Raw genomic sequence first — 20,752 nt, forward strand, 5'->3', positions numbered from 1 at the left:
TGACCGCGACGGTCACGACCGCCACAACGACGAGGGCGATCACCGTACTCATCAGGTCCGCCGTCGCTGCCGTGCGAGCTCGGCGAGGGTGCGGAACCGGTCCCACTGCACCCGGGGCCGTTGCAGACCGCGGCGTTCCAGGTACCGGTCGGTGGACTGCTGCGTGCGGCGCAGCACCCGCAGTGCGTCGCCGGGTCGTCCCGAACCCATCGGCTCCACCACCATGGCGGGCTCCAGGACCAATCCGTTTCCGGTCTCCGTCAGGCGGCCTCGGACGAGCGCGTTCCTCATGTGGTTGAGGCGTTCGTCGTGCCGGTGGACGAGCAACGAGGCCGGGCCCGGTGTGGCGGCGCAGTCGTCCGGCACTCGCACCGCGAAACCGGCGTCCGTCGGCACCGGCCTCACCCGCGCCGTCACAGGCGCTCCCGAGGCGTCACGAGCAGCCAGTACCGCTGTGGGGTAGGGGGCGAGTTGTGCGGCTCCGGGCAACGCCGTACCTGCGTCCGGAGTCGCGACCGTCTGCGGCGCTGGGGGCGGTGCGGCGGGCCGCACCATCACCTGTTCGGCCGTGACGGTGATCAGGAGCCGCAGGTAGTACCAGTCCATCAGCCGCCTCATCGGGCGCATGAGGTACGAGCGGCTGTGCGGCTGCCGTTCGAAGAGCATCCGCCAGTAGTCCTCGGCGCCTTGAGGGCCCGTCATGATGTCGTCCGGGCTCTCGGCCCGGCCGCCGACGAAGATGTGCGGGGGGTCGGTGAGACCGCTGCCGGTGGGGTCGGAGAAGAGCAGGGCGACGCGGCCGTCCCGGCGCACGTTCAGGGCCTTCTGCGCGAACGCGAGGGATGTGGTGAGCAGAAGGGTCCCGTCCGCGCGCCGCGACACCGCCGTCGGCCAGGCGAGCGGCGTTCCGTCCCGGCCCAGCGTGACGAACTCGCAGGTGCGATAGGCGTCCAGGACCTCGCGCGGAGCGGAGTCGAGTACGGTCACCGTCCCGCCTCCTCGGTCAGCGGGGCTCGCACGGCGCGGCAGGCCGCCGCGTACTGCCGTCGTCCCAGGGCCTTCCACAGCAGACGTCCGATCAGCGGGGCCTTGCCGAGGAAGTAGGCCCTCTCCTGTTCGGTGGCGTCTTCGAGGATGGCGCCGAGGGCGAGCATGACCTTGTTCTTCGGCAGGGTCTCCAGCCCACGGCGGCCCACGAGGTCCCACTCGGCGACGGTCAGGTGGTCGGCGACCAGGGGAAGGACCAGCCGTTCCTCGTCGTCGAGGTGCTCGAGCAGCACGGACCGATGTTCGTCCAGCGCAAGCGAGAGCTCCTGCGCGGCCACGCTGTCGGCCGATCGGCCCCACAACGGCCCCCACTGAGCAACCACCGCGAGGCTCCGGTCGATGCGTTCGTGCTGCCGTTCCATCCGGGCGACCAGGTCGTCGGCGTCGGCATCATCGACGGCCGCCCGAGCGCGCAGCAGCGGCCAGATCAGTTCGTCCTCGAGGGCGTGGTGATGGTGCAGGCCCATCAGGTAGTCGTCCAGGTGTGCCGACACCTGCGCCGCGCGTGCCGTGGCCCCGTCGGGTACGGCACGCACCAGACGGGGAAGCAGCGCCGACTCACGGCGGAAGACGCGGTGGACCACGACCATCTCGTGGGTGTGAGGCCGCTCGTCGGAGGACGGTCCGGACGGCATACCGCAGGACGGTTCACTGCGGGATGGTTCACTGCGGGATGGTTCACTGCGGGACTGCATACTGCGGGGGGTCACGCTCGTTTGCTCCAATGCTCGGAATCCGACAAAGGCGACGGGCACCCACCGTGTCGCGGCCCGCTTGGCGACGACTTGGCGCGTCACTTGGCATCACCCGGCCGGTCCCCGTGCGCGGCCCCTCACGGGTGTCCGCGTGGCCCTCTGGCGGGGTGTCCGCGTAGGCCTCTGCCGGCCCCCCTACCTGCCTTCTGGCCAGGGCGTTTATCCTCCGTTGAGGGGGTGCGCGGGGCGCTCGGGTAGATTCCGGCCGTGTGGTGCACATTCGCGTACTGGGCCCCTTGGAAGCCGATGTCGGGGGCCGAGCGGTCGGGCTGGGAGCCCCGCGGCAGCGGGCCGTCCTCGCGCTGTTGACCGCGGCCCGCAATCGGGTGGTGTCCGTCGACCGCATGACGGACGAGCTCTGGCGGGGGGCACCACCGGCCAAGGCAACCGTCTCGCTGCACGCCTACGTGTCGAATCTGCGCCGCCTGCTCGAACCGCGGCGGCCTCCCCGTACTCCCGCCGGCGTCCTGGTCACCACGCCTCCGGGCTACGCCCTGCGGCTGCCTCCCGACGCGGTGGACGCCTGGCGCTTCGAGCTCTGGGTGAGCCGCGCGCGTACCGCACCGGCGGCGCAGGCAAGGGAGTTGCTGGGCGAGGCGCTGCGCTGGTGGCGGGGACCCGCTTTCCTCGAGTACGCGGACGAGACCTGGGCCGAGCCCGAAGCGGCACGCTTGGACTCGCTGTTCGCCGAGGCCCGCGAACTGGCCGTCGCGGCCGATCTACGCACCGGGCACACTGCCGAGGCGGCCGCGGCCGGCGAAGCCCTGGTGAGGGACAGCCCGTTGCGGGAGGAGGGGTGGCGTCTGCTCGCCCTCGCCCACTGGGCCGCCGGCCGGCAGAGCGACGCCCTGTCCGCGCTGCGTCGTGCCAAGGCCGTACTGCGCGACGAACTCGGCTGCGATCCCTCACCGGCCCTGGGAGAACTGGAACATGCGGTCCTCGCGCAGCGGCTCGAGGTACTGCACACCGCCGTACGACCCCTACCACCTCCACCCTCTCCGCCGCTGCCGCCGACCGTCGCTCCTGCCGGTGAACACGACGGCGGACACGGCGACGACGACGATGGCGGTGACGGTGGCGGTGGCGGTGGCAAAGGTGGCGGGCAGGGCCTCTTCGTCGGCCGACGCGAGGAACTGCGCGTCCTGGACGCCGCCGCCCGGGCGGCACTCCGCGGGGGAGCCGTGGCGCTGGTCAGCGGGGAGGCCGGCGCGGGCAAGTCCGCCCTCCTGGCACAACTCGCCGACGGCCTGCGGCGCGAGGGCTGGACGGTGGTCATCGGCCGTTGCCCGGAGTACGAGGGGGCTCCACCGGCCTGGGCCTGGTCGGAGGCGCTCGGCGCACTCGCCCGTGCCATACCCCCGGCGGATCACCGGCACCTGTCGGCCCTCCTGCACGACTCGGACGGCACGGCCGCCGCGACCCGCGACGAGGTGAGCGCAGGGCGGTTCCGTCTGCACCGCGCCCTGGCCGGCTGGCTGCGTGACGCAGCCGCCCGGCAGCCGCTCGCCGTCCTTCTCGAAGATCTGCACCGCGCCGACGGCCAGACCCTCGCCCTGCTCGAAGCAACAGCCGGTATCACCGGCGTACCGCTGCTCACCGTCGCCGGCTACCGCCCGTCGGAGGTCGGAGAGCACCTGCTCAAGACCCTCGCCCACCTCGCTCCCCTGGTTCCGCACCGTGTTGCGCTCGCCGGACTGTCCCCCCAGGACGTGGCCACGGTGGTCGACGCCGCCTGCGGCGCCCCCGTGGACAAGGCCACGGTCACCGCGCTCGCCGAGCGGACCGGCGGCAACCCCTTCTACGTCTGGGAGAGTGCCCGTCTCCTGGCCAGTGAGGGCGCCCTGGTGGCCGTGTCGGACGTCCCCCAAGGCGTCCGGGACGTGCTGCGCAGGCGGCTGGCGTTGCTGCCGCCGGACGCGCGCTCAGCCGTACAACTCGTGGCCGTGGCAGGCCTGGAGGCCGACGTCGCGCTTCTGGTGGACGCGGCTGCCATGGCCGACATGGACGAAGACTCCGTGCTCGCCGGGCTCGACGCCGCCGTGGCAGCGGACCTGCTGAGCGAACCCGGTCCCGGACGCGTCCGCTTCGTGCACGCGCTGGTCCGTGACACGGTGTACACCGACCTGTCCGGCATCCACCGTTCGCGCCTGCACGACCGTATCGCCCGAGCACTGCGCCGGCACCGCCCCGAGGACTTCGCCGCCCTGGCGCACCACTTCGCCAGCTCGGGCCGAACGGCCAACGCCGAGCCGACCGTGGAGTACGCACTGCGCGCCGCCGAGACGGCCGAGCGGCGGTACGCACACGATGTGGCCGTCGACCTCATCCAGCAGGCGCTCGACACCCACGCCGCGGCGACGCCCGACCCCGACCCGGACCGCACGGTCGCCCTGCTGGTGCGCCTGTTGGGGGCACAGATGCGCTGCGGCGCCACGGACGCCGCCCGGCACACCCGGCAGCGGGCGATCGACCTGGCCGTACGAGCAGGCCGGGACGACCTGGCCGCGGCCGTCTACGGCGCGTGGACCGAACCCTCACCCTGGCGCAGCCGCCTGGAGGGCCGCTACGACCGGGCGGCACTCGCCCGCCTGGAGCGGCTCTCCCGTGACCACACGCTGGACGGTCCGACGCGCGCACGGGTGCTCCAGGCCCTGGTCGACGCGGTGGCCGCCGAGGACGCGCCGCGCGCCCTGGAGGCGGCACGCACCCAGCTCGAACTGGCGCGCGCCGACGGCGAACCGCGTCTGCTGGCCTCGGCGCTGATGACGTCCGCCAGGCTGCTGCCGCACGAGGTGCAGGGCAGCGCCCGTACACCGCTCGTCGGCGAACTGCGCCGGCTCGCCCGGCAGCACGACCTCCCCGCCTACCGCTGGGTGTGCGAGCATCTCGACAGCATGACCGCCGCGACGCGCAACGATCCGGCAGCGGTGCGCCGGCACACCGCCGAGGGCCTTCAACTGGCGCACCACTACCGGATGCTGTGGGCGCAGGGCATCAACCTCACCACCTCTGCCATGCTGGCCACGGTCGCGGGGCGCTTCGACGAGGCGGAGGCCGTGTACACCCAGGCCGACGGCTTGTTCCAACGGGTCGGGACGCACCATGCCACGGGACCTCGCACGCTGGGCCTGTGGACGATCCGGCTCATGCAAGGACGGGTGGCGGAGATCGAACGGGGCGTGCGCGAACTGCACGCGGCCGTCGGCGCCCCCGTCGCCGTGGCGCACGCTCTGGTCCTGGCCCGCCTGGGCCGGCTGGACGAGGCGCGGGCCGTGTCCTTTCCCCCGCGGCCGGTGGCCGACCACCTCTACGGCGTGGAGCTCGACTACCGCTGCGAACTCGCGGTCCTTCAGCGCGACCCCGACACGGCGGACATGCTGATCACGGACATCCTGCCCGTCCGGGAGCAGTTCGCCGGCACCGCGGGCGCCGCGTACGCCACCCGTCCTCTCGCCCACGCCCTGGCCGACCTGTACCGGCTCGTCGGCGAGGAACAGGCCGCTGCCGACGCCTACGCACTGGCCGAACGCGTCGCCCTGGCCTGGGGCGCAGCCCACCACGCGGCCGCCGCACACCGGGCGGCCACGGAGCTGTCGACGCGCCTGGCCCGGCGCCGGACCTTCTCGACGTGACGCACCGTCGGCCATCGCTTGTGGAGGTCACCACCCGCAGGTGCGGATCTCATGGATCGGCGAACGCCCGGACGTCTCAGGCGTCGCCGGGTATCCACCCCTGGCCGCGCAGCACCGCCCGCACGTCCGGCGCCTCGTAGTGCTCGCCCTTGAGGACCTTGCCGTCCTCGCGGCGGGCGACCTGGCCGTCGGGGCCCAGCTTGGTCATGTTGGAGCGGTGGATCTCCGCGATCACGGCGTCGAGGTCGATGCCGTGCACCAGGGCCGTGCCGTACGCGACATAGACCACGTCGGCGAGTTCGTGGGCCAGTCTGTCGAGCGGAGCGCCGACCGACACCTCGGCCACCTCCGCGGCCTCCTCGGCGAGCAGTTCGCCGCGGTGCGCCGCGAGGCCGGGGGAGACCTCGGTGGGGGTCTCCCGGGCGTCGAGACCGAAGGCCAGGTGGAAGGCGCGGACCAGTCCGGCGGGCGATGAGCTCATGCAGCGACTGTATCGGCCACCACTGACAACCCGGCCGACCGCACACATCCCCCCCGCACCCGGATCTCTCCCCCTCCCCCCACATCCCCGGCGCCCCGCTTTTCCTCCCCTCCCCCGTCCCGTCCGGCCCGCCCTGGTCACCACCGCCGCCGGGCTGGCAGGATCGCGCGCATGTCCCTGGTCCTCCCCCGTATCGGCCGACGCCGTGCCCTGTGGCTCACGGCCGCCGCCCTCGTCGTCCTCGGACTGCTGCTGTGGTGGCTGCTGCCGCTGCGCGAGCGGCCGCCGAGCGGAACGATCACCATCAGCACCGGCACACCGCGCGGTGTCTACCAGGCGTACGGCAAACTGCTGCGCACCAGGCTCGGCAAGGACATGCCGGGGCTGACGGTGAAGCTGAAGACCAGTGAGGGCTCGCAGGAGAACGTCGCCCGTGTGGCGAAGGGCAGCGCCGACTTCACCATCGCCGCGGCCGACGCCGTGGAGACGTACCAGCTGGGGCACGGGGCCGACGCCTCCCGGCTGCGCGGTGTCGCCCGTCTCTACGACGACTACGTCCAGGTGATCGTGCCACGCGGCTCGTCCGTCCGCTCGATCGCGGACCTGAGCGGCAGACGGGTGTCCATCGGGCCGACGGACTCGGGTGTACGGCTGATCGCGAACCGGGTCCTCAAGGCGGCCGGTGTCGATCCCGCCAAGGACATCGAGCCCGAGGCCGACGGCATCGACACCGGGCCGGACCGGCTGCGGCAGGGGAAGATCGACGCATTCTTCTGGTCGGGCGGCCTGCCGACCGGGGGGCTCCAGGATCTGGCGAAGAAGTTCGACTTCAGGTTCCTGCCGATCAGCGCCGACCTGGTCGCCAAGCTGCACACCGAGAGCGACGCCACCCGCTACTACCGCGCCACCAACATGCCGGAGTCGGCCTATCCCCGTATCCAGAACGGCCGGACCGTCCCGACCATCGCGGTCTCCAATGTGCTGATGACACGCGACGACATGGATCCCCGGCTCACCCAGTGGGTGACCCGCACCGTCATCGAGAGCCGCGACGACATCGGGAAGCTCGTCCACTCCGCCCAACTGGTCGATCTGCGCACCGCGATCTACACCGACCCGCTGGCCCTGCACGAGGGCGCCCGACGCTACTACCGCTCGGTGAAGCCGTAGGGGCGTGTCCGACGGTTCCCGCCGGACGCGCGACGCCTGACGCAGTTCCCCCACGCTCGGCTCCCCCAGGCTCGGCTCCCCCAGGCTCGGCTTCGCTCGCGCGGGAGGGGCCCCACCACCGCGATGTCGGATCGCCCGAGTGCGTCCAGTACGCGGCCGATCTACCGCATTGCGATGCTCCCCGGCTGTCCGAAGGGTGGGAGGGCCCCGGCACCTGACGCCGCGCACTGATCCGACGCGAAGTGTCAGACACGCCCTGGGCCCGTCCTCACGCCCCGTTCCGCGGCAGCCGCACCGTGACTTTCAGCCCGTGCGGCTCATGATGCTCGTATACGATCGCGCCCCCGCCCGCCGTGAGCAGGGTCCGGGAGATGGACAGGCCGAGGCCGGAGCCCTTCACGTTCTGATGGCGGCCACTGCGCCAGAACCGGTCGCCCACGCGCGCGAGTTCCTCCTCCGTGAGGCCGGGCCCGGTGTCGGTGACCACCACGGTCGACGCCGTGCCGTCCGCGGCGACGGCGACCTCCACGAGGCCGTCCTCCGGCGTGAACTTGACCGCGTTGTCGATCACCGCGTCCAGCGCGCTGGACAGCGTGACGGGGTCGGCCCAGGCCGTGGTGGGCGGGCAGTCCCCCACGAGCCGTACACCCTTCGCGTCGGCGACCGGCGACCAGGCCGCGACGCGCTCCGCGGTCAGCGCGCCGATGTCGGTCACCCTCAGATCCGCCTCGGCGTGCTCGGCCAGCGCCAGGTCGAGCAGATCGTCCAGGACCTGTGCGAGGCGCTTGCCCTCGGTGCGCACCGAGGCGATCTCCGCGTTGCCCTCGGGCAGTTCGAGGGCGAGCAGTTCTATCCGCAGCAGCAGCGCGGCGAGCGGGTTGCGCAGCTGGTGCGAGGCGTCGGCGACGAAGGCGCGCTGCTGCTCCAGCACGTCCTCGACGTTGTCCGCCATCTCGTTGAACGACCGGGCCAGGCGTCTGAGTTCCGGTGGTCCGCTTGCCACCGCGACCCGGGACTTCAGACGGCCGGTGGCGATGTCGTGGGTGAGGACGTCGAGGATGCGCACCGGCCTGAGCACCCAGCCGGTGAGCCGAAGCGCTGCCGCGAGCGCGAGGAGCATCGCGGCGGACTCCCCGGCGCCGATGAGCAGCCAGCCGTGCAGGATCCGCGAACGCATCGGCCCGGTGGGCGAGTCGGTGACGACCACCGCGACGACGTCGCCGTCCCGGATGACCGGTGAGGCGACGACCAGACGGGCGCGCTGCCACGGCCACACCTGGTGCGGATCGTGGCTGCGGCGACTGAGCAGCGCCTCCGCGAACGCGTCACGCACCTCGCCCTCGGCGGGCAGCGGCCAGGCCGACGGCGCCTCGGCCATGGGCGTGCCGGTGCGGCAGAACACGCCGGCCCGGATGTCGTAGACCCCGTAATAGCTGTCGAGCTCGCTGCTGAGGGTCTCCAGGCGGCTGTCCGTGGAGGTGCGGCCGGCCCCGCAGGCGTCGGTGACGAACTGGGCGAGCGCCGCGAAGCGCGCCGTGTCGTCGATACGGTCGACGACCACCTTCTGTTGCTGCGCCGAGGCGAGGCTGACGGCGAGCGGGAAGCCGAGCGCGAGCAGGACGGCCGCCATCAGGACGATGAGCAGCGGGAGGAGCCGAGTGCGCACCCGTCCCCGCTATGCGGCCGGGGCGACGAGCCGGTAGCCGACGCCACGCACGGTCTCGATCAGCGCGGGCATGCGCAGCTTGGCGCGCAGGGAGGCCACATGCACCTCCAGGGTGCGCCCGGTGCCCTCCCAGCTGGTCCGCCACACCTCGCTGATGATCTGCTCCCTGCGGAAGACGACGCCTGGACGTTGCGCGAGCAGCGCGAGGAGATCGAACTCCTTGCGGGTGAGCTGGACGATCGAACCGTCCACGCTGACCTGCCGGTTGGGCAGCTCGATGAGCACCGGGCCGAGGCGCAGCGCGCTCTCGCCGCCGCCCGCCGTGTCCTCGGGGACGGTGCGCCGGCTGACGGCGTGGATCCGGGCGAGCAGTTCCCCGGTGTCGTAGGGCTTCACCACGTAGTCGTCGGCGCCGAGGTTGAGGCCGTGGATGCGGGAGCGCACATCGGAGCGGGCGGTCACCATGATGACCGGGGTACTGGTGCGCTTGCGAATCTTGCCGCACACCTCGTAGCCGTCCTGGTCGGGCAGGCCGAGATCCAGGAGCACGACACCGTAGGCGGGGCCTTCCGGGACGAGCGCCCGGAGCGCCTCGTCGCCGCTGCGGGCATGGGTGACGTCGAAACCGTGCCGCTTCAGGACCGCGGACAGGGCGGCGGCGACATGGTTGTCGTCCTCGACGAGGAGCAGTCTCATCCTGGCCCCCTCCGGTTCATCGTTCGTACGGTTTCGGTGACTGGAACGCTGCTACCCGCGCATGCACGATGGCAGTCACGCTGATGGACGAGTCCGGCGTCAAGAGGGTTCCGGCTGCGTTCGAGTTCCGTTACGCGGCCGAAACGCGCCACCCTGGCCGACACGCTGCGTGTTTACGCGATGCCACATTGTGATGCTCAGATCTCCCTCAGATGTAATGACGCTGGTCATTGTGCTCACCTACTGTCCTCCGCAACCGATGAGGACGGAGCCCGAACGCCATGACCGAAGTATCGGTTGCCAAGGAAGACGCGGTCGCGACCGGCGAGTTGGTCGTCCTGAAGAGCGTCAACAAGCACTTCGGCGCGCTGCATGTGCTCCAGGACATCGATCTGACGATCTCCCGCGGTGAGGTCGTCGTGGTCATCGGTCCCTCCGGGTCCGGCAAGTCGACACTGTGCCGCACCGTCAACCGTCTGGAGACGATCGACTCGGGCACGATCACGATCGACGGCAAGCCGCTGCCGCAGGAAGGCCGTGCGCTGGCCCGGCTGCGGGCCGACGTCGGCATGGTCTTCCAGTCGTTCAATCTGTTCGCGCACAAGACAGTGCTCGAGAACGTGATGCTGGGGCAGATCAAGGTCCGCAAGGCCGACAAGAGGGCCGCGGAGGACAAGGCCCGGGCCCTGCTCGACCGGGTCGGCGTCGGCACCCAGGCCGACAAGTACCCCGCGCAGTTGTCCGGCGGCCAGCAGCAGCGGGTCGCCATCGCGCGGGCCCTGGCCATGGACCCGAAGGTCATGCTCTTCGACGAGCCGACCTCGGCGCTCGACCCCGAGATGATCAACGAGGTTCTGGAGGTCATGCAGCAGCTCGCCCGGGACGGCATGACGATGATCGTCGTCACCCATGAGATGGGGTTCGCGCGGTCGGCCGCGAACCGCGTGGTGTTCATGGCGGACGGCCGGATCGTCGAGGAGGCCGCGCCCGAGCAGTTCTTCAGCAATCCACGCAGCGACCGGGCCAAGGACTTCCTGTCGAAGATCCTGCATCACTGACGTCCGGTCCCGTACCGCCGTTGCCACCGCCCTGGCGGTCGCCGAAGCGGCCCGCCCTGTCGCCGAAGCGACCCGCCCCTGTCACCGCATCGCGCGCCGACCGTCGTCAGCCGTCGCCGGCCGTCGCCGGCCGTCGGCCCTGCCGGCCGATCCTGCCCCACGCGCGCGTGCGGGTCCGTAACCGTTCATCACACGAAGGATGTGCTTCATGAAGCTCCGCAAGGTCACCGCAGCCTCGGCCCTCGTGCTCGCGCTCACCGTCACGGCCACCGCGTGCGGCTCCGGCGACGACAGTGACTCCTCCTCCGGCGGCGGCAACAAGATCAAGATCGGTATCAAGTTCGACCAGCCCGGTCTCGGCCTCAAGAAGCCGGACGGCTCCTACTCCGGTTTCGACGTGGACGTGGCGACGTACGTGGCCAAGGAACTCGGTTACAAGGCGAGCCAGATCGAGTGGGTGGAGACCAAGAGCGCCGACCGTGAGAACGCCCTCCAGCGCGGCGACGTGAAGTTCATCGCGGCCACCTACTCGATCACCGACGAGCGCAAGCAGAAGGTCGACTTCGCCGGCCCCTATCTGCTGGCCCACCAGGACCTGCTGGTCAAGCAGGACTCCACGATCGCCAAGGGCACCGACCTCAACGGCAAGAAGCTGTGCTCCGTGACCGGCTCGACCTCGGCACAGAACGTGAAGGACAGCATCGCCCCGAAGGCCAACCTGCGGAAGCTCTCCGGCTACTCGGAGTGCATCGCCGGCCTCCAGAGCGGTGCCGTCGACGCGGTGACCACCGACGACTCGATCCTCGCGGGCTTCGCGGCACAGGACAAGTACAAGGGCCAGTTCAAGCTCGCGGGGCTGAAGCTGAGCAACGAGAACTACGGCATCGGCGTGAAGAAGGGTGACACCACGACCCTCGACAAGATCAACAGCGCGCTGAAGAAGATGGTGTCGGACGGCTCCTGGCAGAAGGCCGTGGACACCAACTTCGGCCCGGCCAACTACAAGAACGAGCTGGCCCCGCAGATCGGCAACATCGTCAAGTAGGACACCCCCCGGGGTGGCGCGCCGCGGCCGGCCGGCCGCGACCCGTGTCGCACGCCGGCGCGCCACCCCCCGGCACACGCGGAAGCGCGGGAGATCGTGTTCGACTTTCTTCAAGGTTATGACGTCCTAGGGGCGTTCTGGATGACGGTGAAACTCACCGCCCTGTCCGCCCTGGGTTCCCTGGTCTGGGGCACGGTGCTGGCCGCGATGCGGGTCAGCCCGGTCCCGCTGATGCGTGGGTTCGGCACGGCCTACGTCAACATCGTCCGGAACATCCCCCTGACGGTCATCATCGTCTTCACCTCGCTGGGACTCGCCGACATCTTCGGTGTGACCATGGGCGCGTCCGACTTCGACATCCAAGGTTTCCGGCTGGCGGTGCTCGGACTCGTCGCCTACACGGCGGCGTTCGTCTGCGAGGCGCTGCGGGCCGGCATCAACACCGTGCCGGTCGGGCAGGCCGAGGCGGCCCGTGCGATCGGGCTGAACTTCTTCCAGGTGCTGCGGCTCATCGTCCTGCCGCAGGCCTTCCGCGCGGTGATAGGGCCGCTGGCCAACGTGCTGATCGCCCTGACCAAGAACACCACGGTGGCCGCGGCCATCGGCGTGGCCGAGGCCGCCGCCCTGATGAAGGAGATGATCGAGAACGAGGCCCAGACGGTGGCCATCGGCGCGATCTTCGCCCTCGGGTTCGTCGTCCTGACCCTGCCCACCGGCCTGTTCCTCGGCTGGCTCGGCAAACGACTGGCGGTGAAGCGATGAGCTCCGTCCTCTACGACACCCCCGGCCCCCGCGCCCGGCGGCGCAACATCCTGTTCGCGGTGGTCTTCTTCGCTCTGCTCGGCGGCTGCCTGTGGTGGGTGTGGGGGACGATGGACGACAAGGGCCAGCTCAAGTGGGCCCTGTGGAAGCCGTTCACGACCGCCGACGCCTGGACGACCTATCTGCTGCCCGGCCTCGGAAAGACCCTCAAGGCCGCGGCGCTCGCCATGGTGATCGCGCTGCCGCTCGGCGCCGTGTTCGGCATCGCGAGGCTCTCCGAGCACCGCTGGGTACGCGTCCCGGCCGGCTGGGTCGTCGAGTTCTTCCGGGCGATCCCGGTGCTGCTGCTGATGCTGTTCGCCAACGAGCTCTACTCGCGTTCCACGGTCGTCGGCAGCGAGGAGCGGCCCCTGTACGCGGTGGTCACCGGTCTGGTGCTGTACAACGCCTCGGTGCTCGCCGAGATCGTCCGGGCCGGCATCCTGGCGCTCCCCCGGGGGCAGACGGAGGCGGCGTACGCTATCGGACTGCGCAAGGGCCAGACGATGGTCAGCATCCTGCTCCCGCAGGCTGTGGCGGTCATGCTGCCCGCTATCGTCAGCCAGCTCGTGGTCATCGTGAAGGACACCGCCCTGGGCGGTGTAATGATCGGGTACACGGAACTGCTCAACGCCCGCAGCACCCTGGCGGCCAACTACGCCAACGTCGTCCCCAGCTTCATCGTCGTGGGTGCCCTCTACATCGTGGTGAACTTCGCGCTCACCAGCTTCGCCCACTGGCTGGAGGGCAGGCTGCGCCGGAGCAAGCGAGGAACGGGGACGGTGATAGGCGCCGAGGAGGCGGACGAGCTCAACGCCGGCGAGGTCAGCGCCGCGGCGGCGGCCGCTGCGGTCAGGGCGGTCTGAGTGGCCAGAGCGGTCTGAGCGGCCACAGCGCCCGGAGCGGTCCGAGCAGTTCGGCCTGAGCGGTCTGACGACCCGTTCATCGGCACAACAGGCAGGAAAGGCCGAAACGGCACACGTCCGCCGAACAGCCCGGAAGGGCGCGAGGGGCAGTGGCAAGATCGCCACTGCCCTTCATCGCTTGACGCGGTCACCGGCAATGGGTTGCATACGTTCTGTGATCGTGCACCCTGCTCAAACCTCCTGTTCACACCTGTCCCACAGGACTCCGCCGCGGGCAGGGGGCGGCACGCCGTGGACCCGGTGATCATCGTCGGGGCGGGGCCCGTCGGGCTCACGCTCGCTCTGGCGCTGGCGCGCCACGAGGTGCCGTCCGTCGTCCTCGACGAGGGGCCGGGCAGAGACGAACCACGCCTCGCGCGCACCGTGGTGCTGCGTGAGGACACCGCCGCACTCATGTCCCGGCTGACCGGGGCCCGGCTCGGCGAGGCGGGAATGCACTGGGCCGGATGGCGCTCGCTGCGGCGCAAGCAGGTGACGCGCGAGATCACGTTCGGCGACGACGACCCCGCCCCGCTCCATATCGCGCAGCACGTGCTGACCGGTGCCCTGCGCACGGCCCTCGCCGCCGAGCCGCTCGCCGAGATCATCATTCACAGCCGCCTCGACGACGTCGAACAGGAGCGCTCGGGCGTCACGGCCCACACCCGCGGTCCGGAGGGCACCTGGTGGCGGGGCAGCCATCTGGTCGGCTGCGACGGCCCGCGCTCGACCGTGCGCAAGCTCGTGGACATCCGCTTCCCGGGCCGTACGGCCGTCGAGCGGCACGCCGTCGCCGCGCTGCGTACGGAACTTCCGTGGCCCGGTCAGGCGTTGATCCACCGGAACCCGCCGTGGCGGTCGTCCGGACCCTCCGCCGGGGAGATCACCGCCCGCCCGCTCCCGCACGGCGTGTGGCGGCTGGACTGGCTGCTGCCGCCCGGCAAGGAACTGGTCACACCCGATGTACTGGTGGCGCGTATCCGGGAGACCCTGTCCGGCTGGACCGGCGGCCCCACACCTCCGTACGAACTCCTGGACACCGGGGTCCACACGGTGCACCACCGGCTCGCCCGCCGGTGGCGCGCGGGGCGGGTGTTCCTCGCCGGGGACGCCGCGCATCTGCTCGGCGCGCTCGGCACCCAGGGGCTCGACGAAGGGCTGAGGGACGCCGACAACCTCGCCTGGAAGCTGGCCTCGGCCTGGCACCACGGCCCGCACGAGGCGCTGCTCGACAGCTACCAGACCGAGCGGCGCGCCGTGGTCTCCACCCGGCTGCGCGCCGCCGACCAGGTGCTTCCGCTGCTGCGCGGCGGCGGGGGCCTGCGGGCGTACGTCCCGGGTTCGGCGCGCAGCACCGACGCGCTGCTCACCGACGGCCACTTGGGGCAGGGCGTGCTCGGCGCACCGGGCGGCTACGCCGGTTCACCGCTCGCGCCGCGACATCTGGAGGCGGAGGTGCCGGTCGACACCCCGCCGGGCGCGCCGGTCACCGACGTACCGGTCACGGCGGACGACGGCTCCCTCGTACGGCTGAGGGACCGGCTGGGGCGGGGTGCGCTGCTGGTGCTGCTGGTGGCGCCCGGCTCGGCCGTGTGGGAGCGCAGGCACTGGGTGACGGCGGGCGTCATGCCCCGGCTGGCCGCCGCCGTGGCCGCGCTGCCGCACCCCGCCGAACTGCTGGTCGCCGAGGACTATCCCGGCGCGGCCGCCCACACCGTCCTGCTCGTACGGCCCGACGGTCACCTGGTGACCGCCCTGAACGGAGTGCGGCCCGCCGATCTGCACGCGGCCGCGGAGGCGGTGCTGGGAGAGGCGGCGCGCGAGAAGGAGGAGGCGGCGGCGGAGGCGGCGGCCGGTTCGGCCCCGTAGCAGTCGCCGAACCCGGGCTCGGAACACCGCGGCGCGCCCTGGTGCGGGCCGCCGGTCACTGTGCGGTCCATATGGTGACAGCGAGTTGACCATCGATTGTCCCCATGGTCTACTCCGATCCGTGACCGACACCGATGTGCGCCTGTGGCGGAGGGTCCATATGGACCTGGTCCGCTATGCGGGCTGCGTGTGTCGACCGTCCTGCTGAATTCGCCTCCCCTCTCACCTGCGCGCCGCCGCCGTGCCGCCGCGCGCTCTCACGCGAACTCTCTTCAGGACGGTGCACGTGTCTGTCTCCTCCTCATCTCTGTCCGGATCCGGTTCTCCTGCATCCGGATCCGGTTCTCCTGGGTTCGGTTCCGGATCTCCTGTGTACGGTTCCGGCTCGTCGTCGGCGCCGGACGCCGGTTCCGCTGCCCGGACCGGCCCCTCACAGGACGAACTCCTCGACTTCGCGCGGCGTACGGCCGACGACGACGCGCTGATCGCGTCGCTGCCGCTCGACCCGGAGGGCCGCACCTGGGTACGGCTGGCCGGACCCCGGGGCAGCGAGGCCTGGCTGATCGGCTGGCCGCCCGGCACGGGCACCGGCTGGCACGACCACGCCGAGTCGGTCGGCGTCTTCGTCACCGCCCGCGGCGCACTGCGGGAGAACTCGCTCGCCGTACGACTGCCCACGGACGGCTGGCGGACGCTGGAACTCACCGAAGGAGTGGACCGGGAGCGGCGGCTGACAGCCGGTCAGGGCCGGGCGTTCGGCCGTCACCACGTCCACGAGGTGCTGAACGAGTCCGCTGACGGGCACACGATCTCCGTGCACGCCTACTATCCGCCTCTGCCGCAGATCCGCCGCTACAGCCGGACCGGCGGCACACTGCGCCTGGAGCACGTCGAGCGACCGGAGGACTGGCAGTGAGCAGCGCGGACGAACGGCAGCTCGGCATTGAGGAGTTGCTGGAGCGGGTGCGTGAGGGCTACCGGCGGATCGGACCGGAGGACGCCCATCGCGCGGCGCGGACCGGTGACGCGCTGCTGGTCGACATCCGGTACGCGGCCCTGCGGGAGCGCGACGGGGTGATCCCGGGCGCCCTCGTCATCGAGCGCAACGAGTTGGAGTGGCGGCTCGATCCTCAGGGCAGTCATCGTGTCCCCGAGGCCACCGGGCACGATGTGCGGGTCGTCGTGATCTGCAACGAGGGTTACGCGTCGAGTCTCGCCGCCGACTCCCTGCACCGGCTCGGACTGCACCGGACCACCGACCTGGTCGGCGGGTTCCAGGCGTGGAGGGCGGCGGGGCTGCCGGTCGTTCCCGCGTCGGCCGACCCCGCCCCCGTCGTCCCACCGCCGGGCGGGGGTCAGTCCGTGGCGCAGTAGACGGGTGCCCGTGTCCGTGCGTTGCCAGGCTGCCCTTGGTGACCAGGCGGACCGGTGTGCCGACGATCTTGTCGATCGACTCCTTTCTTGCCTCGGAGCAAGGCGATGGGCGGTGCCCTCGACGGCCGGTTTCCCCCGTGTCGTTGGCCGAGTGGGAGACTGCGGCGGAGAAGCGGCCGTCCTTCACTGCGGCCAGCGCCGGGTCGGTGCCGTCGACGCTCACGATCTTCACGCCTGTGGCACCGGCCGCGTCGAAGGCCTTACGGAAGGCGAAGTCCAACTCCTCATCGGCGACGAGACGTAGTCCACATCGGGGCGGGCCGGATTCGTTCCCAACCCGCACGGCCAGCACATCCCGCACGCCGCGGCACATCCCGCGCGCCGAATACGCGGATCCCGTGACACGGGCCCGCGGACAGCCGTACCGCCCTCGGGACCTCTGACCAGCCGCCAAGCCCCGTGCGCGGCCTCAGGCTTGGCGGGTCTCAGACCTGCATGTCGCCCTCACCGTCGAGGAACTCGGTGTCCTCGCCCTCCTCCTCCAGCGCCTGCCGGACCACCCGTAGGGCCAGGCCCTCGGAGTAGCCCTTGCGGGCCAGCATGCCCGCGAGTCGCCGTATCCGCTTGTCGCGGTCGAGGCCACGGGTGGCGCGCAGTCTGCGGGCGACGAGTTCGCGCGCCGTCGCCTCCTCCTGGTCGGAGTCCAGCCGGCCCATGGCCTCGTCGATCAGCGCCGCGTCGACGCCCTTGGTGCGCAGTTCCCTGGCGAGCGCCCGGCGGGCCAGACCGCGCCCATGGTGCCGGGACTCCACCCAGGCACCGGCGAACGCGCCGTCGTCGATCAGCCCGGCCTCCTCGAACCGCGACAGCACCTCCTCGGCCGCCTCGTCGGGGATCTCCCGCTTGCGCAGGGCGTCGGAAAGTTCCTTGCGGGTCCGCGGGGTCCCGGTGAGCAGGCGCAGGCAGATCGCCCGTGCCCGCTCGACCGGGTCCGCGGGAGGCTGCTCCTGCTTCTCGGCCCTCGCCGGGAAGGAAGCCGCCCCGTCATCACCGGACAGCTCGCCGAAGCCGCGCCTGCGGCGGCCGCGGCCGCCCGGCGCGTCCCCGGTGCCACGACGGCTGCCGCCGCCGGGCGTGCTGTCGCTCCGGGGCGAGCCCGTGTCCGGTTCCTCGCTCCCGTACGAGCCGTCACTCCCGTACGGGTCGTCGTCCTCCCCCGCCCGGTCCCTGCCGTACGCGCCGTCCCGCCCGCGCGGGGTGCCGGGGCGGGTGTGCTCCTCCGGCCACTCGGTTCGTCGTGTCACGGGTTACTTGGCGGCCGGGGACTTGGCCTTGGTGGCCTTGGCAGCCGGGGCGGCGGCAGGCTTCGCGGCCTCCGGGGGGGTGGAGACCGCGGCGTCCGCGCCCGGCTCGGCGGCGGGCTCCTCGGGCCGCACACCGACGCCCAGCTTCTCCTTGATCTTCTTCTCGATCTCGTTCGCCAGGTCGGGGTTGTCCTTCAGGAAGTTGCGCGCGTTCTCCTTGCCCTGGCCGAGTTGGTCGCCCTCGTACGTGTACCAGGCGCCGGCCTTGCGGACGAAGCCGTGCTCCACGCCCATGTCGATCAGACCGCCCTCACGGCTGATGCCCTGGCCGTAGAGAATGTCGAACTCGGCCTGCTTGAAGGGCGGCGCGACCTTGTTCTTGACGACCTTGCACCGGGTGCGGTTGCCGACCGCGTCGGTGCCGTCCTTGAGGGTCTCGATGCGGCGGATGTCGATGCGCACCGAGGCGTAGAACTTCAGCGCCCGGCCGCCGGTCGTGGTCTCCGGGGAGCCGAACATCACGCCGATCTTCTCGCGGAGCTGGTTGATGAAGATCGCCGTGGTCTTGGACTGGTTGAGCGCGCTGGTGATCTTCCGCAGGGCCTGGCTCATCAGACGGGCCTGGAGACCCACGTGGCTGTCGCCCATCTCGCCCTCGATCTCCGCGCGCGGGACGAGCGCGGCGACGGAGTCGATGACGATGAGGTCGAGGGCGCCGGAGCGGACCAGCATGTCCACGATCTCCAGGGCCTGCTCGCCGTTGTCCGGCTGGGAGAGGATCAGGTTGTCGATGTCGACGCCGAGCTTGCGGGCGTACTCGGGGTCGAGGGCGTGCTCCGCGTCGATGAAGGCGACCTGGCCGCCGGCCTTCTGGGCGTTGGCCACGGCGTGCAGGGTCAGGGTCGTCTTGCCGGAGGACTCGGGGCCGTAGATCTCCACGACACGGCCACGTGGCAGACCGCCGACGCCGAGGGCGACGTCGAGCGCGGTCGACCCGGTCGGGATGACCTCGATGGGCTCTCTCGACCGCTCGCCCATGCGCATGACCGCGCCCTTGCCGAACTGCCGTTCAATCTGTGCGAGCGCGGCGTCCAGCGCCTTCTCGCGGTCGGTTCCTGCCATGGGTTCCACCCGGTTTGCTTGAGTCGATCGCTTCACGTCAAAGACGCTAACGCCTGCCACTGACAATGCGCCCCGACGCCGGTCCAGCCTGTGGACAACTCGGGTATTTAACTACCCGAACCAGGGTGAAACACCCGCCGGAGCACCTTCCGCAGGCCTCGCCGGTGGTTCCATAAGAATGGATGTTCGATTTTTGTGTCAAGCGCACCACACGGCACTTCCGAGCCCGCTGAGCCGTCCGGCGGCCCGCGGACCCGCTCCACCATGCGGGGGAACCCGGCTGACGGCACCCGGCTCACTCCTGGCGCTGTCCCCACAGCCGCCGTACGCGGGTGATCAGGCCCGGGCCGCGGTCACGTTCGCGGTGGCCGTGGACACGGGGGTCGTCCGTGACGTCGTAGCGCTTCACATACGCCCCCAGGAACGCCTGGAGCGTGGCGACCGCCGGAATGGCGATCAGCGCACCGACGGCGCCGAGCAGCGCGGTGCCCGCGACGACCGACCCGAAGGCGACGGCGGGATGGATGTCGACGGTCTTGGAGGTCAGCTTGGGCTGCAGCACATAGTTCTCGAACTGCTGGTAGACCACGACGAAGACCAGGACCCACACCGCGTACCACGGGTTCACCGTGAACGCGATCAGCATGGGCAGGGCGCCCGCGAGATAGGTGCCGATGGTGGGGATGAACTGCGAGACCAGGCCGACCCAGACGCCGAGCACGGGCGCGTACGGCACGTCCAGCGCCTGGAGCAGGATGTAGTGGGCGATGCCGGAGACGAGGGCCATCAGACCGCGCGAGTAGAGATAGCCGCCGGTCTTGGCCACGGCTATCTCCCACGCCCGCAGCACCTCGGCCTGCCTGGCGGGCGGCAGCACGGAGCACAGGGCACGGCGGAGCCGGGGCCCGTCGGCGGCGAAGTAGAACGAGAACAGCGTGATCGTCAGCAGCTGGAACAGCCCGCCCAGCACCTGGGCGGACACGTCGAGGACTCCGGCGGCGCTGTTCTGCGCGTACTTCTTCAGCCAGTCGGAGCGCAGCAGTCCCTCCTGGACGTCCACACGTCTGAGGTCGGTGTGGAAGGTGGTGTTGACCCAGTGGATCACCGAGTCCAGATAGTCCGGGAAGCCCTCCACCAGTTTGACGATCTGACCGGCCAGCATCGAACCGAGGAGCACGACGAAACCGGCGCTCACGATCACCAGACCGAGGAAGACCAGGAAGGTGGCGAGCCCCCGGCGCATGCCGCGCGCGGCCATCCTGCTGACCGCGGGTTCTATGGCGAGGGCAAGGAAGAACGCGATGAGGACGTTGATCAGCAGGCCGGTCAACCGGTGGAAGGCCCAACTGCCCAGCTGGAACGTGGCGATGAGGGCCAGCGCGAGCACCATGGCGCGGGGCAGCCAGCGCGGCATGCGCGCGCTCACCGCCGCCGCACCCCCCGGGGGCCGGGCGGCCGGTGTCGTGTCGTTCTGGGGTGCGTGTCGAGGGGTCTGCCCGGTCTCTTCAGTGGGTGCCACGTATCAAGTCTCGCCCACTGCGCCGACATCCGGTCCCGGCCGCCGGATCTTGTGCCCGCTCAGCGCCGCTCCCGCGGAACGTTCATGACGGCGCAGACCACCCGCCACACGTCCTGCGCCTCCCAGCCCGCGGACAGCGCCTCGTGCACCGTGCGCCCGCCGAGCTCCGACATCACGTGGTCGCGCGCGAAGGTGTCGGCGTAGCCCGCACCGAAGTGCTCCGCCATCCGCTGCCAGAAGACCGTCAACCGCATGCGGTCAGTATCCCGCTCCTGCGGGTGGGGCGCGGAGCGGCGGTCTTCGCCGAA

General features: G+C 71.1%; 19 protein-coding genes. 10 read left to right on the forward strand and 9 right to left on the reverse strand.

Annotation, left to right across the window (positions count from 1 at the left end; genetic code table 11):
• Positions 1 to 51 precede the first annotated feature (51 nt).
• Both ACSYGN_RS10535 and ACSYGN_RS10540 read right to left on the reverse strand, forming a co-directional pair.
• Positions 52 to 987, reverse strand: a complete 936-nt coding sequence (locus ACSYGN_RS10535) for a pyridoxamine 5'-phosphate oxidase family protein (RefSeq protein WP_460394202.1) — start codon at positions 985 to 987, stop codon at positions 52 to 54.
• Positions 984 to 1,682 (reverse strand): hemerythrin domain-containing protein, encoded by a 699-nt coding sequence (locus ACSYGN_RS10540; RefSeq protein ID WP_460394204.1) that lies wholly within the window; start codon positions 1,680 to 1,682, stop codon positions 984 to 986. The genes ACSYGN_RS10535 and ACSYGN_RS10540 overlap by 4 nt, the downstream gene beginning before the upstream one ends.
• A gap of 329 nt (positions 1,683 to 2,011) precedes the next feature.
• Between ACSYGN_RS10540 and ACSYGN_RS10545 the strand changes: the two genes are divergently transcribed.
• On the forward strand, positions 2,012 to 5,434 hold the full coding sequence (locus ACSYGN_RS10545; protein ID WP_460394206.1) for a BTAD domain-containing putative transcriptional regulator: 3,423 nt from the start codon (positions 2,012 to 2,014) through the stop codon (positions 5,432 to 5,434).
• Between the two features lie 76 nt (positions 5,435 to 5,510).
• On the opposite strand, the gene ACSYGN_RS10550 is transcribed toward ACSYGN_RS10545, so the two are convergent.
• On the reverse strand, positions 5,511 to 5,915 hold the full coding sequence (locus ACSYGN_RS10550) for a pyrophosphohydrolase domain-containing protein (protein WP_460394208.1): 405 nt from the start codon (positions 5,913 to 5,915) through the stop codon (positions 5,511 to 5,513).
• A gap of 171 nt (positions 5,916 to 6,086) precedes the next feature.
• On the opposite strand from ACSYGN_RS10550, the gene ACSYGN_RS10555 reads away from it, so the two are divergent.
• On the forward strand, positions 6,087 to 7,085 hold the full coding sequence (locus ACSYGN_RS10555) for a TAXI family TRAP transporter solute-binding subunit (protein WP_460394210.1): 999 nt from the start codon (positions 6,087 to 6,089) through the stop codon (positions 7,083 to 7,085).
• 268 nt (positions 7,086 to 7,353) lie between these two features.
• Here ACSYGN_RS10555 and ACSYGN_RS10560 read toward each other — a convergent pair whose 3' ends face one another.
• Both ACSYGN_RS10560 and ACSYGN_RS10565 read right to left on the reverse strand, forming a co-directional pair.
• A complete protein-coding gene (locus ACSYGN_RS10560) occupies positions 7,354 to 8,751 on the reverse strand; it encodes a sensor histidine kinase (RefSeq protein WP_460394212.1) in 1,398 nt (465 codons plus the stop codon).
• Positions 8,752 to 8,760: 9 nt separating this feature from the next.
• Entirely contained in the window at positions 8,761 to 9,447 is a 687-nt protein-coding gene (locus ACSYGN_RS10565; protein ID WP_460394214.1) for a response regulator transcription factor, read from the reverse strand.
• A gap of 281 nt (positions 9,448 to 9,728) precedes the next feature.
• On the opposite strand from ACSYGN_RS10565, the gene ACSYGN_RS10570 reads away from it, so the two are divergent.
• The 8 genes from ACSYGN_RS10570 to ACSYGN_RS10605 all read left to right on the forward strand — a co-directional run bounded on the left by ACSYGN_RS10570 (position 9,729) and on the right by ACSYGN_RS10605 (position 16,499).
• Entirely contained in the window at positions 9,729 to 10,505 is a 777-nt protein-coding gene (locus tag ACSYGN_RS10570) for an amino acid ABC transporter ATP-binding protein (RefSeq protein WP_460394216.1), read from the forward strand.
• 208 nt (positions 10,506 to 10,713) lie between these two features.
• Entirely contained in the window at positions 10,714 to 11,550 is an 837-nt protein-coding gene (locus ACSYGN_RS10575) for a glutamate ABC transporter substrate-binding protein (RefSeq protein WP_460394218.1), read from the forward strand.
• A 96-nt stretch (positions 11,551 to 11,646) separates the two neighbouring features.
• Positions 11,647 to 12,312, forward strand: coding sequence for an amino acid ABC transporter permease (locus tag ACSYGN_RS10580; protein ID WP_460394220.1), 666 nt, complete (start codon positions 11,647 to 11,649; stop codon positions 12,310 to 12,312).
• The gene (locus ACSYGN_RS10585; protein ID WP_460394222.1) at positions 12,309 to 13,217 is read left to right on the forward strand and encodes an amino acid ABC transporter permease; all 909 of its coding nucleotides are present in this window, start codon (positions 12,309 to 12,311) and stop codon (positions 13,215 to 13,217) included. Before ACSYGN_RS10580 ends, ACSYGN_RS10585 begins: the two co-directional genes overlap by 4 nt.
• A 291-nt stretch (positions 13,218 to 13,508) precedes the next feature.
• Positions 13,509 to 15,125, forward strand: a complete 1,617-nt coding sequence (locus ACSYGN_RS10590; RefSeq protein ID WP_460394224.1) for an FAD-dependent monooxygenase — start codon at positions 13,509 to 13,511, stop codon at positions 15,123 to 15,125.
• Positions 15,126 to 15,261: 136 nt separating this feature from the next.
• Positions 15,262 to 15,333: a putative leader peptide gene (locus tag ACSYGN_RS10595; protein WP_309544753.1), complete on the forward strand. Its 72-nt coding sequence runs from the start codon at positions 15,262 to 15,264 to the stop codon at positions 15,331 to 15,333.
• Positions 15,334 to 15,495: 162 nt separating this feature from the next.
• Positions 15,496 to 16,041, forward strand: coding sequence for a cupin domain-containing protein (locus tag ACSYGN_RS10600; protein ID WP_460394226.1), 546 nt, complete (start codon positions 15,496 to 15,498; stop codon positions 16,039 to 16,041).
• A complete protein-coding gene (locus tag ACSYGN_RS10605) occupies positions 16,038 to 16,499 on the forward strand; it encodes a rhodanese-like domain-containing protein (RefSeq protein WP_460394228.1) in 462 nt (153 codons plus the stop codon). The genes ACSYGN_RS10600 and ACSYGN_RS10605 overlap by 4 nt, the downstream gene beginning before the upstream one ends.
• Before the next feature lie 485 nt (positions 16,500 to 16,984).
• Here the strand turns inward: ACSYGN_RS10605 and recX are convergent, their stop codons facing one another.
• From recX to ACSYGN_RS10625, 4 genes are all read right to left on the reverse strand, one after another.
• Positions 16,985 to 17,803, reverse strand: a complete 819-nt coding sequence (gene recX / locus ACSYGN_RS10610; RefSeq protein WP_460394230.1) for a recombination regulator RecX — start codon at positions 17,801 to 17,803, stop codon at positions 16,985 to 16,987.
• Between the two features lie 3 nt (positions 17,804 to 17,806).
• Positions 17,807 to 18,925 (reverse strand): recombinase RecA, encoded by a 1,119-nt coding sequence (gene recA, locus ACSYGN_RS10615; RefSeq protein WP_460394232.1) that lies wholly within the window; start codon positions 18,923 to 18,925, stop codon positions 17,807 to 17,809.
• Between the two features lie 295 nt (positions 18,926 to 19,220).
• Positions 19,221 to 20,444 (reverse strand): AI-2E family transporter, encoded by a 1,224-nt coding sequence (locus ACSYGN_RS10620; RefSeq protein ID WP_460394234.1) that lies wholly within the window; start codon positions 20,442 to 20,444, stop codon positions 19,221 to 19,223.
• A gap of 59 nt (positions 20,445 to 20,503) precedes the next feature.
• Positions 20,504 to 20,698, reverse strand: coding sequence for a DUF3046 domain-containing protein (locus ACSYGN_RS10625; RefSeq protein ID WP_460394236.1), 195 nt, complete (start codon positions 20,696 to 20,698; stop codon positions 20,504 to 20,506).
• Between the last annotated feature and the right edge of the window lie 54 nt (positions 20,699 to 20,752).

It is taken from the genome of Streptomyces sp. YIM S03343, assembly GCF_054729195.1.